Source organism: Labrys wisconsinensis (assembly GCF_030814995.1).
In the GTDB taxonomy this organism is placed as follows: domain Bacteria; phylum Pseudomonadota; class Alphaproteobacteria; order Rhizobiales; family Labraceae; genus Labrys; species Labrys wisconsinensis.
The window spans coordinates 257,505-272,427 of sequence record NZ_JAUSVX010000004.1; the positions used below are offsets into that span (position 1 = coordinate 257,505).

The following is a 14,923-nucleotide window of genomic DNA, read 5'->3' on the forward strand; positions in this document are numbered from 1 at the left end:
ATGGCCGATCTTCGCGTCGACTTCGTCGGCATCAAGGCGCCGAACCCGTTCTGGCTTGCCTCCGCGCCGCCGACGGACAAGGAATACAACGTCGTCCGCGCCTTCAAGGCCGGCTGGGGCGGTGTGGTCTGGAAGACGCTGGGCGAGGCGGGGCCGCCCGTCGTCAACGTCAACGGCCCACGCTACGGCGCCTGGCACTCCCAGGACCGGCGCGTCATGGGCTTCAACAACATCGAGCTGATCACCGACCGGCCGCTCGAGGTCAACCTGCGCGAGATCAAGCAGGTCAAGCGCGACTGGCCGGACCGGGCCCTGGTCGTGTCGCTGATGGTGCCCTGCGAGGAGCAGGCCTGGAAGGCGATCCTGCCCGTGGTCGAGGACACCGGCGCCGACGGCATCGAGCTCAATTTCGGCTGCCCGCATGGCATGTCGGAGCGCGGCATGGGCTCGGCGGTCGGCCAGGTGCCCGAATATGTCGAGATGGTCGCGCGCTGGTGCAAGCAGAACACCCGCATGCCGGTCATCGTCAAGCTCACCCCCAACATCACCGATGTGCGCAAGCCGGCCGAGGCGGCCAGGCGCGGCGGCGCCGATGCGGTGTCACTGATCAACACCATCAACTCCATCGTCTCCGTCGACATCGACAGCATGCGCCCGACGCCGAATACCGACGGCTACGGCACCCATGGCGGCTATTGCGGCCCGGCGGTGAAGCCGATCGCGCTCAGCATGGTCTCCGAGATCGCCCGCGCCCCGGCGACGCACGGCATGCCGATCTCCGGCATCGGCGGCATCGAGACCTGGCGCGACGCCGCCGAATACATGGCGCTCGGCTGCGGCACCGTGCAGGTCTGCACTGCCGCCATGGTCTATGGCTTCAAGGTCGTCGAGGAGATGAAGACCGGCCTCTCCAACTGGATGGACGAGAAGGGTTACACCTCGGTCGAGGAGATCGTCGGCCGCGCCATCCCGCGCGTCACCGACTGGCAGCACCTCAACCTCGACTATGTCGTCAAGGCCCATATCGACCAGGACCTCTGCATCAAGTGCGGCCGCTGCCACATCGCCTGCGAGGACACCTCGCACCAGGCGATCTTCGCGGAGAAGGACGGCAGGCGCCATTTCGAGGTCAACGAGGCCGAATGCGTCGGCTGCAACCTCTGCGCCGTGGTCTGTCCGATCGAGAACTGCATCACCATGCTGCCGATGGTGTCGGGCGTCGACCCCCGCACCGGCCGCACCATCGGCGGCCATATGACCTGGAAGGAGCACCCCAACAACCCGGCGGTGTTCAACAAGGCCAAGGTGGCCGAGCCGGCGGAGTAGAGGCGGCAGGGTGGAATCAGGGGGCGGAAGGCTTTCGCGCCGGACCGGTTGAACGCTGTGCAGCTCCAGGCCCTCTCCGCACTCGCCGCGCGCGCCGGCCTCGCCCTGCGCGGCGCCTTCCACCCCGGTGCGGGCGATCTGGTCCCTGTCGAGCCCGGCGGCGCCCCGCCCGGCACCCTGGTCCTGCTCGGCTGGATCGGTGGCCGGCAATGGCCGGCCTTCGCCGCCTCGCCCGAGGCCGCGGACGGCGCCCCCGATCCGCTCGACCGCTGGTCACGCCGGGTGATCGATGCGCTCGCCGCCGAGGTCGATGCGACGGCGCTCTATCCCTTCGGGGGGCCGCCCTGGCATCCCTTCCAGCGTTGGGCCATGCGAGCGGAGCCGGTCTCGCCCTCGCCCCTCGGCATCCTGATCCATCCCGACTGGGGCCTCTGGCACAGCTATCGCGGCGCGCTCGCCTTCGCCGGGCGGCTCGATGTGGCGCCGCCTTCCGCCCGTGCCAGCCCCTGCGTGAGCTGCGCGGCGAAGCCCTGCCTGTCGGCCTGCCCGGTCGGCGCCTTCATGCCGGCCGGCTACGACGTCGCCGCCTGCGCCGCCCATGCCGGCGCGCCGGCTGGGACCGAATGCCGCGAGCGCGGCTGCCTCGCGCGCCGGGCTTGCCCGGTGGCGGCGGATATGGCGTATGGGGGCGGGCAGGCCGCCTTCCACATGCGGGCGTTCCTGCACGGCAAGCTCTGAGCGGGTTTTGAGGGCATCCCGGCCTGCGAAAGCCCGCCGGAGCTTTCGAAGTCGCGTTGGGGAATCGGGGCGGTGGAGATCGACGCGTGAGCACGCTTGGCAACGTCCTGGTCGCCGTGATCGTGATGCTGCACCTGTGGTTCCTGGTGCTGGAGATGTTCCTGTGGACCAAGCCGATCGGCCTCGGCACCTTCGGCCAGAGCGCCGAGCAGGCGGAGGCCTCGGCCGCGCTCGCCGGCAGCCAGGGCCTCTACAACGGCTTCCTCGCCGCCGGCCTGATCCTGGCGCTGAGCCTGCACGATGCGGCGACCTCGCTGCACCTGAAAGTGTTCTTCCTGGTCTGCATCCTCATCGCCGGCGTCTATGGCGGCGTCGCGATCAAGGGCCGGATCTTCCTGATCCAGGGCCTGCCGGCGCTGGTTGCCCTGCTCAGCTTCTGGCTGGGATAGGGCTCAGCGCGTCAGCACGCCGCGCAGGATCACCCCGACCACGGCCTGCCGCGTCTCGCCGAAGAAGGCTTCGTCCTCCAGCCCCTTGCCGGTCAGGGCCCGGATCTGTGTGGCGAAATCGGCATAGTGCTGCGTCGTCGCCCAGATCATGAACAGGAGATGGCGCGGGTCCATCGGAGCCAGCCGGCCCTCGGCGATCCAGCCGTTGACGATGCCGATCTTGCGGTCGACCAGCTCGGCCAGCTCCGTTTCCAGCACGTGGGAGAGGTGCGGGGCGCCCTGCATGATCTCGATGGCGAACAGGCGCGAGGCTTCGGGGAAGCGGCGGGAATGCTCGAGCTTCTGCTCGATATAGGCGGTGAGCGAGGCCTCGGGCCCGCGCGCCGCGTCGAGCTCGCGCAAGGGCTTCAGCCAGATGTCGAGCATGCGCGTCAGCACCGCCCGATAGAGGTCGTCCTTGCTGCGGAAATAATAGAGCAGGTTGGTCTTCGACATGCCGGCCGCTTCGGCGATCTGCTCGATGCGCGTGCCGCGCAGCCCGTGGCCGGCGAAGGCGGTGAGGGCGGCATCGAGGATGCGGTCGATATTGGCCGCGCCGATGCGCGTCTTCGGCCGCGCCGTCGCGGCTGCGTCACCATCCGCCATGCTGTCTCTCCGCTGCCAGCGATAGCACCATGCGGCCCGGCACGAAAGCGCCGTGGGCGGAGGGGCGTCGCGCGGGAAACACCACGTCATGGACGGGACAAGCCCGTCCATGACGACAAAAGGCTGCGCCCCAAGGCGGGTTTGTCTGTGCTGCATGCATCTCCCTCCCTCCCGGACCATCCCGCGACGCGGGATGAAGGCCGCTCAGAACGAGGGCGGCGTGCAGGCGCTCACCAGCTCGCAGGGCACCTCGCCGACATTGCGGAAGCGATGCGGCTCGCGGCTGTCGAAGGCATAGGCGTCGCCCGGGCCCAGCACGGCCTTGTCGGCGCCGACCGTCACCTCGAGCTCGCCGCGGATGATGATGCCGCATTCCTCGCCCTGGTGCTGCAGCAGGATCTTGCCGCTGTCGGCGCCTGGGGCATAGCGCTCGGAGATCATCTGCAGCGCCCGCCCGCGCAGGTCCGTGCCGACCTGGCGGTAGGACACCGGGCCGCGGCCGATCTCCATCAGCTCGCCGGCGCGATAGAACACCTTGCGTGCATGGCTCTCATCGAGGGCGAAGAACTCGGCAAGCCCGATCGGCACTGCGTCCAGCACGCGCTTCAGCGCCCCGACCGAGGGGTTGACCGCGTTGGACTCCATCAGCGAGATCGTGGCGTTGGAGATGCCGGCCCGCTTGGCGAGCTGGCGCTGCGACAGGCCGCGCGCCTCGCGCACCCGGCGCAGCAGCGCGCCGAGATCCACCCCCGGCATGGCGCCTCCTGTTTAGAGTGTTGAGGATCTTCAACACGATACGGAAATTATCGTGATTTATCAATGCCACTGGCTCTGCGAACCTAACGTCTTGTTGGCAAAACGCTGAACGGGTAAGCTCGCGCGCGATCTGCCCGTTCCGGCAACTCGCCGGCCTTCCAATGCCCCTGCCGTGCGGCGATGGGGGGAGAGCCGGAAGGGCAGACATCATCCGCCGGAGGAACCAGCCATGAACGCGCCGACCCGCGTCGTCCCCAACAACCTCGAAGCGTTCTGGATGCCGTTCACCGCGAACCGGCAGTTCAAGGCCAATCCGCGCCTGTTCGTCAGCGCCAAGGACATGCACTACCGCACCGCCGACGGGCGCGAGGTGCTCGACGGCACCGCGGGCCTGTGGTGCTGCAATGCCGGCCATTCCCGCCCCAGGATCGTCGAGGCGATCCAGAACCAGGTGGCCGAGCTCGACTATGCCCCGGCCTTCCAGATGGGTCATCCCAAGGCGTTCGAATTGTCCTCGCGCCTGATCCAGCTGACGCCCAAGGGCATCGACCACGTCTTCTACACCAATTCCGGCTCCGAATCGGTCGAGACGGCGCTAAAGATGGCGATCGCCTATCACCGGGTGAAGGGCGAGGGCAGCCGCTTCCGCCTGATCGGGCGCGAGCGCGGCTATCACGGCGTCAATTTCGGCGGCGTCTCGGTCGGCGGCATCGTCGGCAACCGCAAGATGTTCGGCACGCTGCTCACCGGCGTCGACCACATCCGCCACACCCACGACCTCACGCGCAACGCCTTCTCGCGCGGCCAGCCCGAATACGGCGCCGAGTTCGCCGAGGACCTGGAGCGCGTCATCCAGCTGCACGACGCCTCCACCGTCGCGGCCGTGATCGTCGAGCCGGTGGCCGGCTCCACCGGCGTGCTGATCCCGCCCAAGGGCTATCTCGAGCGCATCCGTGCCATCTGCGACAAATACGGCGTGCTCCTGATCTTCGACGAGGTGATCACCGGCTTCGGCCGCCTCGGCCAGCCCTTCGCCGCCGACTATTTCGGCGTCACCCCCGACCTGATGACCACCGCCAAGGGCATCACCTCGGGCGTCATCCCGATGGGCGCGGTGTTCGTGAAGAAGGAGATCCATGACGCCTTCATGAACGGGCCGGAGCACCTCATCGAGTTCTTCCACGGCTACACCTATTCGGCCAATCCGGTGGCCTGCGCCGCCGCGCTCGGCACCCTCGACACCTACCAGGAGGAGGGGCTGCTGACCCGGGCCGCCGAGCTCGCCGACCACTGGGCCGACGGGGTGCATTCGCTGAAGGACCTGCCGCACGTCATCGACACCCGCAATCTCGGCCTGATCGGCGCGATCGAGCTCGAGCCGATCGCCGGCCAGCCGACCAAGCGCGCCTTCACCGCCTTCCTCGACGCCTACGAGAAGGGCCTGCTGATCCGCACCACCGGCGACATCATCGCCCTGTCGCCGCCGCTGATCATCACCAAGGCGCAGATCGACCAGCTGTTCGACACGCTGCGCGGCGTGCTGAAGGCGCTGGATTGACGTCACACGATTGAAGGGCGAGGCGCCGGATCCTCGTCATGGGCGGACTTGATCCGCCCATCCACGCGAACACATGCTGATGTCGAGTTCGCGTGGATGGCCGGGACAAGCCCGGCCATGACGGCCCGGTTCATGTGCCGAGTTTTTCTGCGGGTACGATAGCCAGGTACCTTCGTACCCCGACATTCTCCAAGAACAAGGATCACGCCATGCAGCGTATCGGCAATCTCGTCGGCGGCAAGCCTGTCGAAACCACCAGCGGCCGCTTCTCCGGCGTGTTCAACCCCGCCACCGGCGAAGAGGTGGCCGAGCTCGGCCTGTCCTCCGCCGAGGACGTCGATGCCGCGGTGCGTGCCGCCAAGGCGGCCCTGCCGGCCTGGGCCAGCACGCCGCCGCTGAAACGCGCCCGCTTCATGTTCAAGTTCAAGGAGCTGCTTGAAGCCAATGCCGACGCCGTCGCCCGCGAGATCTCGCGCGAGCATGGCAAGACCCATTCCGACGCGCTCGGCGAAGTGCAGCGCGGCATCGAGGTGGTCGAGTTCGCCTGCGGCATCCCGCATCTCCTCGCCGGAGAGTTCTCGCGCAATGTCGGGCCTTCGATCGACACCCATTCCGACCGCCAGCCGCTCGGCGTGGTCGCTGGCATCACGCCGTTCAACTTCCCGGCCATGGTGCCGCTGTGGATGTATCCGGTGGCGATCGCCTGCGGCAACACCTTCATCCTCAAGCCGTCGGAGCGCGACCCCTCGGCCGCGCTGTTCGTTGCGAGCCTCCTCCTGCAGACCGGGCTGCCCGCCGGCGTGTTCAACCTGGTGCAGGGCGACAAGACCGCGGTCGATGCCATCCTGCATCACCCCGACATCAAGGCGGTGAGCTTCGTCGGCTCCACCCCGATCGCCCAGTACATCTATGCCACCGCCGCGGCGGCCGGGAAGCGCTGCCAGGCGCTCGGCGGGGCCAAGAACCACATGGTGGTCATGCCCGACGCCGATATGGACCAGGCGGCCGACGCCCTGGTCTCCGCCGGTTACGGCTCGGCCGGCGAGCGCTGCATGGCGATCTCCGTCGCGGTGCCGATCGGCGACCGTACGGCCGACGCGTTGGTCGAGCGCCTGCTGCCGCGCATCGCCAAGCTCAAGGTCGGCCCGGCCACCGACAAGGACGCCGAGATGGGGCCCCTCGTCACCCGGCAGCACCGCGACAAGGTGATCGGCTATATCGATGCCGGCGTGAAGGAGGGGGCCGAGCTGGTGGTCGACGGCCGCGGCCTCAAGCTGCAGGGCTACGAGAACGGCTATTTCGTCGGCCCGACCCTGTTCGACCGCGTCACCGAGGGCATGTCGATCTACAGGGAGGAGATCTTCGGCCCGGTGCTCGCCATGGTCCGCGCCCGCGACTACGACCACGCTGCCAAGATGATCAACGAGCACGAATATGGCAACGGCACCGCCATCTTCACCCGCGACGGCGATGCGGCCCGCGCCTTCGCCGACCAGATCGAGGTCGGCATGGTCGGCGTCAACGTGCCGCTGCCGGTGCCGGTCGCCTATCACTCCTTCGGCGGCTGGAAGCGCTCGCTCTTCGGCGACCATTCCATCTACGGCATGGAGGGCGTGCGCTTCTACACCCGCCTGAAGACCGTGACCGCCCGCTGGCCGACGGGCATCCGCGCCGGCGTGAACCTCAACTTCCCGAACCTGAACTGAGGCGGGCCGCGAGGGCGCCGGGGAAGGAGCCCTCCAGGCGCGGCGGTGCGAACGGCATCGCCGCGTCCGGCGTGCTCAGGTGCACCCGGTTGCGGCCGAGGCGCTTGGCGACGTAGAGGGCGTGGTCGGCGTGCTCGTAGAGCCTGTCCACGCCCAGCGCCGGGTCGGACGCGGTGGCGATGCCGATGCTGAGCGTGGCCTGGATCGCGGCCCTGCCGGCCGCCACCGGGCTGCCGGCCACGGCCGCTCGGATCCGCTCGCCGATATGCGCGGCCTCCTGGTCGGAGGTCGCCGGCAGGATGGCGGCGAACTCCTCGCCGCCGATCCGGGCGACGATGTCGTTCGGGCGCATCTCGCCGCGGCAGCGCCGGGCGATCTCCTGCAGCACCAGGTCGCCCGTGCCATGGCCGTGACGGTCGTTGATCGCCTTGAAATGGTCGACGTCGAGGATGGCCAGCGCCAACGGCCCGGAGGCCGCCGTCGTCGCCCCGAGGCAGGCCTCGGCGCTGTCGAAGAAATGCCGGCGGTTGGCGAGCCCGGTCAGGCTGTCGGTCGTCGCCATCTGGATCAGCATCGCCTCGAGCTGGCGCTCCCGCGTCACGTCGGAATAGACGTTGACGTGCACGGACCCGACCGCGCGGTAGCGGAACTGGATCACCTTGACGGTGCCGTCGCGGCAGCGCACGCGCCATTCCTGCGGCACCATCTCGGCATTCCCGGCGCGCGCCCGCTCGACGCCCTCGGTCCAGGAGCGGCGGGCGAGATCCCGATAGTCCGGGTCGGGATAGGCCAGGCGCCACCAGTCTTCCAGGTTGCTCGTCTCCTCCGGCGCGTAGCCGAGCAGCTCCATCTCGTGGCGGTTGACCATGAGCGTGCGCATCTCGCCGTCCATGATCTCGACGCCGACCGGCAGCCAGTCGAGGATCTGGCGCAGCTCCCGCGTCCATTCCGGCGCCTGGGCGGGATCGTCGGCCGGCATCGCCGTCAGCAGCCAGCCGTCCCCGTGCCGGGCGGGATGGAAGGCGACGGCGCGCTCGACACCCATGAAGTTGCAGGCGAGGATGTTGGCCTGCTCGGGCGCATCGGCCAGCCGGTTGGCGAGCCGCGCGGCGGCATCGCGGCCGACGAGGTCCGCCATCGTCGCCGGCGCCTGCCAGTCCCCGGGCCGGCCGGCGAGGCGCCGCATGGCCGCGTTCAGGCGCACGATGCTGCGGCCGTCCGCCCGCAGCACGACCAGAGGCGCGGCGACGAGGTCGATCAGATCGGACTCCGGAAATTCGCCGCCCGCCATCCCCTGCGACCCCGTCGGCGCCTGCCAAGACCCATTTTCCGCCGCGGATGCTAGCGGCCACAGCTTAAGGCACCGTTCCAAATTGCCCGGGAAATGCGGGCAGTGCGGCGGCGCCACTTCGATTCAGTCATTCGTCGCCGCCGCGTGGGTGGAGGCCTCGCCAAGACTGCGCGCCCAGCGTTCGATTCGATCATTGACGGAGAGAGCGCTCAGCACCGCCTTCGGGATCGGACCCGGATAACTTTCCAGCCACAAGGCAACGGGAACCGTTGCGGATGAAACGGTAGGATATTTTCGACTTGGGACTTGCTCATCGCCCCATCAAAGGGATGTCTTGCTGCCACAGAACTTCAGCGGCCCAGCCGACCCAACCCGCATATCAGAATCTGTAGCTTACCCCGACCAGCGCCATGGTCTCGTCAAAGCCCGACTTGAACCTCAGCGTCCCCCCAGGGCCGACGAGACGATAGGAGGCCTTGCCGAAGTCGGTGTATCGCGCCTCGAAGCGCGCGCTCCAATGATCGTCAAAGGCATATTCGACGCCACCACCGGCCGTCCAGCCGACGAGGGTTTGTGTCTGAGAGCCTGAATACGCGCCGCTGCGTATATCAAACGCCTCGATGCTGTTCTCGACGGAACCGCTCACCTTGGCATCGCCGAAAGCGACGCCGCCCGTGCCATAGATCAGCAGGCGGTCGAAAGCATAGCCGATCCGGGCGCGCACGGAGCCCTGCCAGCTGCTGCTGAGCGACAAGCGACTGATCGTGCTGCCTTCCGCACCGACGACTGACGCGTGGGTGCTGCCGCTGATGCCGGACAGGTCTATGTCGGCTTCAAGGCCGAACACGATCGAATCGATCTGCGCGTTATAACCGGCATGAAGACCGCCAACCGCGCCGTTGGCATTGAAACTGTCGTCCGGAGCTCCTCCGCCGGTCGGGACGCTGAGGTTGTCATGCTGCGAGCCCCAGCCGTAACCGGCATGGGCGCCGGCATAGAAGCCGGTCCATGAATAAGGCAATACCGAGTCGACCGGCACAGCGGTCTGATCCTGAGCCAGCGCCGGAGCGGAAAAAGCCACAACAACAGCCGTCGAAACCAGGAGATGGCGAAGCATCATCTGCAATTTCCTCGCGGGTAACTCTAGGTTACGACTCACTTCAATGGCTACCGATAAAGCTAGCAAGGCAGCATGGGTTCCACAACGAGAGCCGAGAGATTGTGTTTCCATGTTGCGGAATTGGCACGCACTGCGCGTGATGCCGCAGTGTCCGGTGTCGTCAATAAGCCGCTGCGCGCACAAATCGGGAGTATCAGTCGGGTGATCGACTTGGCCGTCGCTTGCACCCCCTGATTTTCAACCGGTGCCGTCTTCGCGGCGCGACGAGAAATACGCACCGACGTCGCGTGCCAGATCGCTCTCCGGATCGCGCCATCGCCAGGTTCCATTGTGAGCAATCTGAATATCTTCGGCCGGATCGAAGCCGTGGCGTGTGAGAATATCGTAGCGTCCACGATAGTTTCGGTCCGAGAGGCTGCCATGCCAGAGATGAAAGACTTTCTGGCTCAAGGAATCGACATGTGCCAGCAAGCCGGATGACGCGGCTTCTTGAACCCAGGCGATGATATCCAGCTTCTGCTTTTGGGTGTTGGAGCGGAGAGCCCAATATTGATCGAGCCGGGATAGCGCCGCAAAGACGTGGACGGCGTCGCCTCCTCCGACGATGTTCCTGTCGTAATGCCCACATTTCTCGATTGTCGCGCGCTGCGCCGACCAGGCCATGCCGTAGCAATTGTGGCGATCGACGGCCTTGTGGTAGCTGGTGCTGTCCGTCGCGGCGCGCGCGTTGGTCAGCTTGACTTCGTTGGCGTCGAAGCTGGATGCCCGGATCGCGCTGGCGATCGCGACGCCCGTGAGGATGGGTGTCGCCTCCTCGCAGCGCATTCTGGAGACGGAGGGCACGTCGATCTCCTTCGGCAGATGCAGCGAGGTGTCGAACAGCTGCAGCAGGCCACCATTGCGATCCAGCCGCTCTTTGGCCTGCGCCGGCCAGTCTTCTCCGCTGAAGATCACATCGCAATCGACCCATGCGACATATTCGACATGGTTGGGAAGCTCGGCGATGCCGATATTGAGAAGACGCTCCTTCTGCCAGATACGATCTTCTCCCGTTAAGCTCAGGACGATATCGCCGTCTTCCCCGCTCAGCTCGTGCTGCCCGGGCTTTGCCAGCTCCACCACCATCAGGGGGGCGTTCAGGTGCCGGCGAAAGGCTTTGAAGTTCTGGAGGCGGCGCTTGTACTTCTCGGGATTGTAGTAAGACGTCACAATCCAGAGTGGGTCAGAGGGCAACGGCATGTGGCCTCGGCTCCTGCTCGCATGATTCGCATTGCTTGTTGATGCCACTTGCGTGAGCCTCGGCCTCGGCGGGGATTCCGGGGAATTCCGTCACTTTCGCCCTTGTTCATGACGTGACTATTGTATGGATGCTGTCGAAATCGCTCTGCTACGGCTGCTGACGAACTCCGTCCTCGAACTGGATGCTCCCTGGAGATGACAGACACCCGAAAGGCCGTATTTCCCCTCAGGGCGCTACCGGCGGAACTCGTCTTCGAGCAACTGACGCAGGCTTTTGCAGCAAGTCAACATTTCTCGCGACAGGAGATACGCAAGCGCCAGGCGGCCTTGCTGGAGCGCGTGGTGCGCCATGCCCACGTCCATGTGCCGTTCTATCGGGACAGCAGGAGATTGGCGCCCTTGTTTCGCGCCAATGGCTCATTCGATCTTGCCGGTTGGAACGATGTTCCGGTTTTGACGCGAAACGAGGCCCATGAGCACGAGGGGGCGCTGCAGGCGACGAGCGTGCCTCCCGACATGGGAGCATTGCAGGCCCACGCGACCTCCGGATCGACGGGAACGCCGCTGAAGTTCAGGCAGACCTTTGTGCAGCAATTGGCGTCCGAAGTGCTGCTCAACCGGACCTTGCGCTGGCACGGATTATGGCCGATTTCGCGGATTGCGGTGGTTGCGGGCGGCGCGGAGCCAACCTCGCCCTGGCCCGGCATGCTGAAGCTCCCGGGCCCGGCCGATTTTGCCCGGCATGTCGACCTCTTGCGCGAGCACCAGACCACCCATGCCATCGTGGCGCCGAGTATTGCCGTTGCATGGGCAGATCATGCGCGAGAGGATTTGCCGCACCTCACCACGATCATGGCGACCGGCGAAGTCCTGCGTCCCGAAATGCGCAGAACAATTGAGCACAGGCTCAAGGTGAAGGTCATCAATCTTTATTCGGCAAGCGAACTTGGCCCCATCGCGTCGGAGGGCGCCGATGGCAGGCTGCGCCTCAGCGAGGAAACCCTGTTTGTCGAGGGGCCTCCCGGCGCGCATGATCCCAAGATCCCGGAGCGTCTTGTCGTGACGCCGTTCTATGCCTTCGGCACGCCGCTCGTTCGCTACGCCCCCGGAGACTATGTCCGGTTTTCGAATGTCGCCAGCAAGAACACCCTCGGTCTGCGCGGGCTCGATGATGTCATTGGCCGTCAGCGCAATTTGTTTCGCCGTCCCGATGGCAGCCTCTTCCTGCCGGGGCGTTTCGTCGCCCGCGGATTGCAGGAGATCATCGCCTGTCGGGAATGGCAACTCGTGCAGACCAGCCTGACGCATGTCGACTTGAAGATCGCGGTTCTTCGTCCGCCCAGCCGGCAACAACTCGATGCCTTGGAAAAATACCTGAAGGACTGCCTGCCAAGTCATGAGACGAGCGTCATCGTCGTCGATGCCATCGAGAACGACATGAAGAACGGCAAGTCCTACGAGCTGTTTCTGTCACTCGTCGGCGAAGGCAGGTAGCCATGCCGCCGTGCGCGCGCCGTCACCTGAGTTTCTTCGGGATCGGCCGCCTACGGCGGGGTTTCGTGGGGCGGCCGCGTCGAATTTGGCCTGAGTGGCGTCGGCGGGGCTTTGCCGGCATGAATGGTCGAGCGGAGACGTGCTGGGGCATCGGTGACAGGGAACCTCATGCGTGTCATCTTGAAATCTGGCGTTCTCGCCCTGTCGTGCGAGACTGAGGCTGAACAAGAGGCGCTTGCCGCATGGAGCGATGCGGCGAGAAATCATGTCTTCCATCTCGACAAGGCATCGGCGAGGGGCGCTGCGTTGATTGATCTCGGCCTGAAGGCAGATGCCTGTCGCGAGCCGATCAACATTCTCTTCGAAGGCGGCGATCCGCAATGGCGGCCGATCAGCAATCTCGCCCACACGCCCTTCACGCTGAGAGGGCGCTTCTACGCGAGCGTCGAGGGCTTTTGGCAAGGGCTGAAGTTCGAAGCGGAAGAGGAGCGTCTTCGCGTCGCTCGATTGTGGGGCGTGGCGGCCAAGAGGGCGGCGCCACGCGGGCCGCCAGGTGCAACGTTCATCTATGAAGATCAGGTCCATGCTCGCGGCGGCCCGGAGCACCGCGCCCTGATGGCGCAGGCATGCGGCGCGAAATTCAATCAGAACGCGGCGGCAAGAGAGGCTCTTCTCGCCACCAGGGAACGGCCGCTCACCCATCGCGCCCGGCGCGACAGCGAAACGATCCCCGGAGCGCTGATGGCGGACATGTGGATGCGCCTGCGCGCCAGGCTGCAAGACGCGACCGGGATTGGCGTGCAGGACCTGGCGAAGCCGGAGGCGGACGGCCGCATCCTGTACTTTGCCCGGGATCGTGAAACCTTCGGCTTCATGTCGCATTTCCATCCGGCCCCGATCGAGATCGATGGCGAGACATGGGCGACCGCCGAGCATTTCTACCAGGCGCAGAAATCGTTCGATCCGGCCTACAGGGCGGCCATCCGGGCCGCCGAAACGCCCGGCGCCGCAAAGCAGCTCGCCGCCCGCCCGGATCCGCGGCGTGCTCGCCGATCCTGGTTTGCGGACTTCGCACAAGAGCCGCGCGCCGACTGGCCCGAGGTCAAGCTCGACCTCATGCGCCGGGCGGATTGGGCCAAGTTCACCCAGCACGAAACGCTTCAAAAGCGCCTTCTGGCCACGGGCACGGCGGAGCTGGTCGAGGATAGCCCCTACGACGCGTTCTGGGGAACCGGACCCGATGGAGCCGGCCTCAATTGGGCGGGGAGGGTGCTGATGGAGATCCGCGAGAAGCTTCGCGACCTTGCGATCCCGACACACTGATCCGGGCCGGGGCTCGCGCAGCCCATCCCGGAAGCCTGCCCCTTCAACGCATATGGGGGGCCGGGCAGCGGGCCTTGAATTGACGGATTCCGGTGCGTTCAGGGATCATTGGGGAATGACCGCTGCGGATGAGACGTGCGTAACCCCTCTCCCTGCTGGAACGGGGAATCTTGCGCCGTTTTCAGTCATGAGTTCGCTGACCAATCCTCGATGCGACAGTGCGTGGCCGATTGGTTGAAGCATGCGTCGAACCGGCGTTGTCTCTTCGGGAACGAGGAAGCCGCGTCGCTTCTCGACGGATGTCGGACGTCACGCTAGGTTTGGTCTGCGGCATCCTATGGAGCCTGTTTCCTTGCTCGCATGGCGATGGAGGCCTGCGTGAAGTGGCTCCTGGGGCTCGTCATCACGGCATTGATCCTATTCGGAAGCGTCGCTTCGGCGTCCGCCGGGACGCGCGTCGCCCTGCTGATCGCCAACTCGGCTTATGAGAGAAAGCTCGTAGATCCGGCGAGCGACGTGGCGCTGCTGCAGACCGCGTTCAAGACGGCCGGGTTCGACCTGGTGGATACGGTGCTTGATCTTGGTCGCGACGGCATGATTCAAGCGTTGCGCTCGTTCCAGCCGGAGGCGGCCAAGGCCGACATCGCAGTCATCTACTATTCCGGCTATGCGATGCATTGGGCGGACGAGAACTATTTGATTCCGGTGGACGCCAAGCTCGCCAGGGTCGGGGACATCGAAGATGAGGCGATATCGCTCGACCGGGTTCTCGAGACGCTCGACGAGGCGAAAACTTTGAAACTGGTTCTCCTCGACGCCTGCCGCGAGAACCCGTTTTTGCTGCACATGAAGCATGCTCCGACGGGCCTGGATTCCGTGTTGCAGTGCCTGGTTCCGGTAGAGGCAAAAACGCCCGATGCTTTGGTCGTCCTTGCGGGTCACGGCCGTGCCGTGGCTGTCGTCGGCGACGGACGCGTCAGCCCATTCGCCGATGCGCTTGCAAGGCGATTGATCGAACCGGGAGTCGCTCTTCGCCGCGCGCTCGACAACGTCCGAAACGACGTGCTCGCCGCCACCGGACAACGCCAGGAGCCGTTCGCTTTTGATTCTTCCGCGGACGGCAGGATCTTCCTCGGCAAATAGTCGTCCGGGAGGAACTCGCAAGTCGCGAATTTTGTGTGATTTTCTGAGTCCGCGAAGTCTTGGCGGTTGTCGGAATTGGCGGATGTAGACAGCGCTTCTCCGACAGGCGGCAATGAGACGTGAACTGCTGGCGGC

The 14,923-nt window shown here is 65.9% G+C and carries 13 protein-coding genes; 8 read left to right on the forward strand and 5 right to left on the reverse strand.

Annotated elements, in window-relative coordinates; genetic code table 11:
* From preA to QO011_RS13830, 3 genes are all read left to right on the forward strand, one after another.
* Complete coding sequence (gene preA, locus QO011_RS13820; protein WP_307272772.1) at positions 1 to 1,326, forward strand: NAD-dependent dihydropyrimidine dehydrogenase subunit PreA; 1,326 nt, start codon at positions 1 to 3, stop codon at positions 1,324 to 1,326.
* A 57-nt stretch (positions 1,327 to 1,383) separates the two neighbouring features.
* Positions 1,384 to 2,064: a ferredoxin gene (locus QO011_RS13825; protein ID WP_307272774.1), complete on the forward strand. Its 681-nt coding sequence runs from the start codon at positions 1,384 to 1,386 to the stop codon at positions 2,062 to 2,064.
* Positions 2,065 to 2,150: 86 nt separating this feature from the next.
* The gene (locus QO011_RS13830) at positions 2,151 to 2,513 is read left to right on the forward strand and encodes a DUF1304 domain-containing protein (protein WP_307272777.1); all 363 of its coding nucleotides are present in this window, start codon (positions 2,151 to 2,153) and stop codon (positions 2,511 to 2,513) included.
* A 3-nt stretch (positions 2,514 to 2,516) separates the two neighbouring features.
* Here the strand turns inward: QO011_RS13830 and rutR are convergent, their stop codons facing one another.
* Positions 2,517 to 3,158, reverse strand: coding sequence for an HTH-type transcriptional regulator RutR (rutR, locus tag QO011_RS13835; protein WP_307272780.1), 642 nt, complete (start codon positions 3,156 to 3,158; stop codon positions 2,517 to 2,519).
* Positions 3,159 to 3,362: 204 nt separating this feature from the next.
* A complete protein-coding gene (locus tag QO011_RS13840; protein ID WP_307272782.1) occupies positions 3,363 to 3,914 on the reverse strand; it encodes a cupin domain-containing protein in 552 nt (183 codons plus the stop codon).
* A gap of 229 nt (positions 3,915 to 4,143) precedes the next feature.
* On the opposite strand from QO011_RS13840, the gene aptA reads away from it, so the two are divergent.
* Both aptA and QO011_RS13850 read left to right on the forward strand, forming a co-directional pair.
* Positions 4,144 to 5,472 (forward strand): omega-aminotransferase AptA, encoded by a 1,329-nt coding sequence (gene aptA / locus QO011_RS13845; protein WP_307272783.1) that lies wholly within the window; start codon positions 4,144 to 4,146, stop codon positions 5,470 to 5,472.
* A 209-nt stretch (positions 5,473 to 5,681) separates the two neighbouring features.
* On the forward strand, positions 5,682 to 7,178 hold the full coding sequence (locus tag QO011_RS13850; protein ID WP_307272786.1) for a CoA-acylating methylmalonate-semialdehyde dehydrogenase: 1,497 nt from the start codon (positions 5,682 to 5,684) through the stop codon (positions 7,176 to 7,178).
* Here QO011_RS13850 and QO011_RS13855 read toward each other — a convergent pair.
* The 3 genes from QO011_RS13855 to QO011_RS13865 all read right to left on the reverse strand — a co-directional run bounded on the left by QO011_RS13855 (position 7,156) and on the right by QO011_RS13865 (position 10,828).
* Positions 7,156 to 8,469: a GGDEF domain-containing protein gene (locus tag QO011_RS13855; protein ID WP_307272787.1), complete on the reverse strand. Its 1,314-nt coding sequence runs from the start codon at positions 8,467 to 8,469 to the stop codon at positions 7,156 to 7,158. The genes QO011_RS13850 and QO011_RS13855 overlap by 23 nt on opposite strands.
* A gap of 379 nt (positions 8,470 to 8,848) precedes the next feature.
* Positions 8,849 to 9,589 carry an outer membrane protein gene (locus QO011_RS13860; RefSeq protein ID WP_307272790.1) on the reverse strand — a complete coding sequence of 247 codons (741 nt, stop codon included), beginning with the start codon at positions 9,587 to 9,589 and terminating at the stop codon, positions 8,849 to 8,851.
* Between the two features lie 237 nt (positions 9,590 to 9,826).
* Positions 9,827 to 10,828 carry a hypothetical protein gene (locus QO011_RS13865; protein WP_307272793.1) on the reverse strand — a complete coding sequence of 334 codons (1,002 nt, stop codon included), beginning with the start codon at positions 10,826 to 10,828 and terminating at the stop codon, positions 9,827 to 9,829.
* 195 nt (positions 10,829 to 11,023) lie between these two features.
* On the opposite strand from QO011_RS13865, the gene QO011_RS13870 reads away from it, so the two are divergent.
* From QO011_RS13870 to QO011_RS13880, 3 genes are all read left to right on the forward strand, one after another.
* A complete protein-coding gene (locus QO011_RS13870; RefSeq protein WP_307272795.1) occupies positions 11,024 to 12,322 on the forward strand; it encodes a phenylacetate--CoA ligase family protein in 1,299 nt (432 codons plus the stop codon).
* Between the two features lie 168 nt (positions 12,323 to 12,490).
* On the forward strand, positions 12,491 to 13,645 hold the full coding sequence (gene ybiA / locus QO011_RS13875) for a riboflavin biosynthesis intermediates N-glycosidase (RefSeq protein WP_307272797.1): 1,155 nt from the start codon (positions 12,491 to 12,493) through the stop codon (positions 13,643 to 13,645).
* 378 nt (positions 13,646 to 14,023) lie between these two features.
* Entirely contained in the window at positions 14,024 to 14,788 is a 765-nt protein-coding gene (locus QO011_RS13880; RefSeq protein WP_307272801.1) for a caspase family protein, read from the forward strand.
* Positions 14,789 to 14,923: the final 135 nt, after the last annotated feature.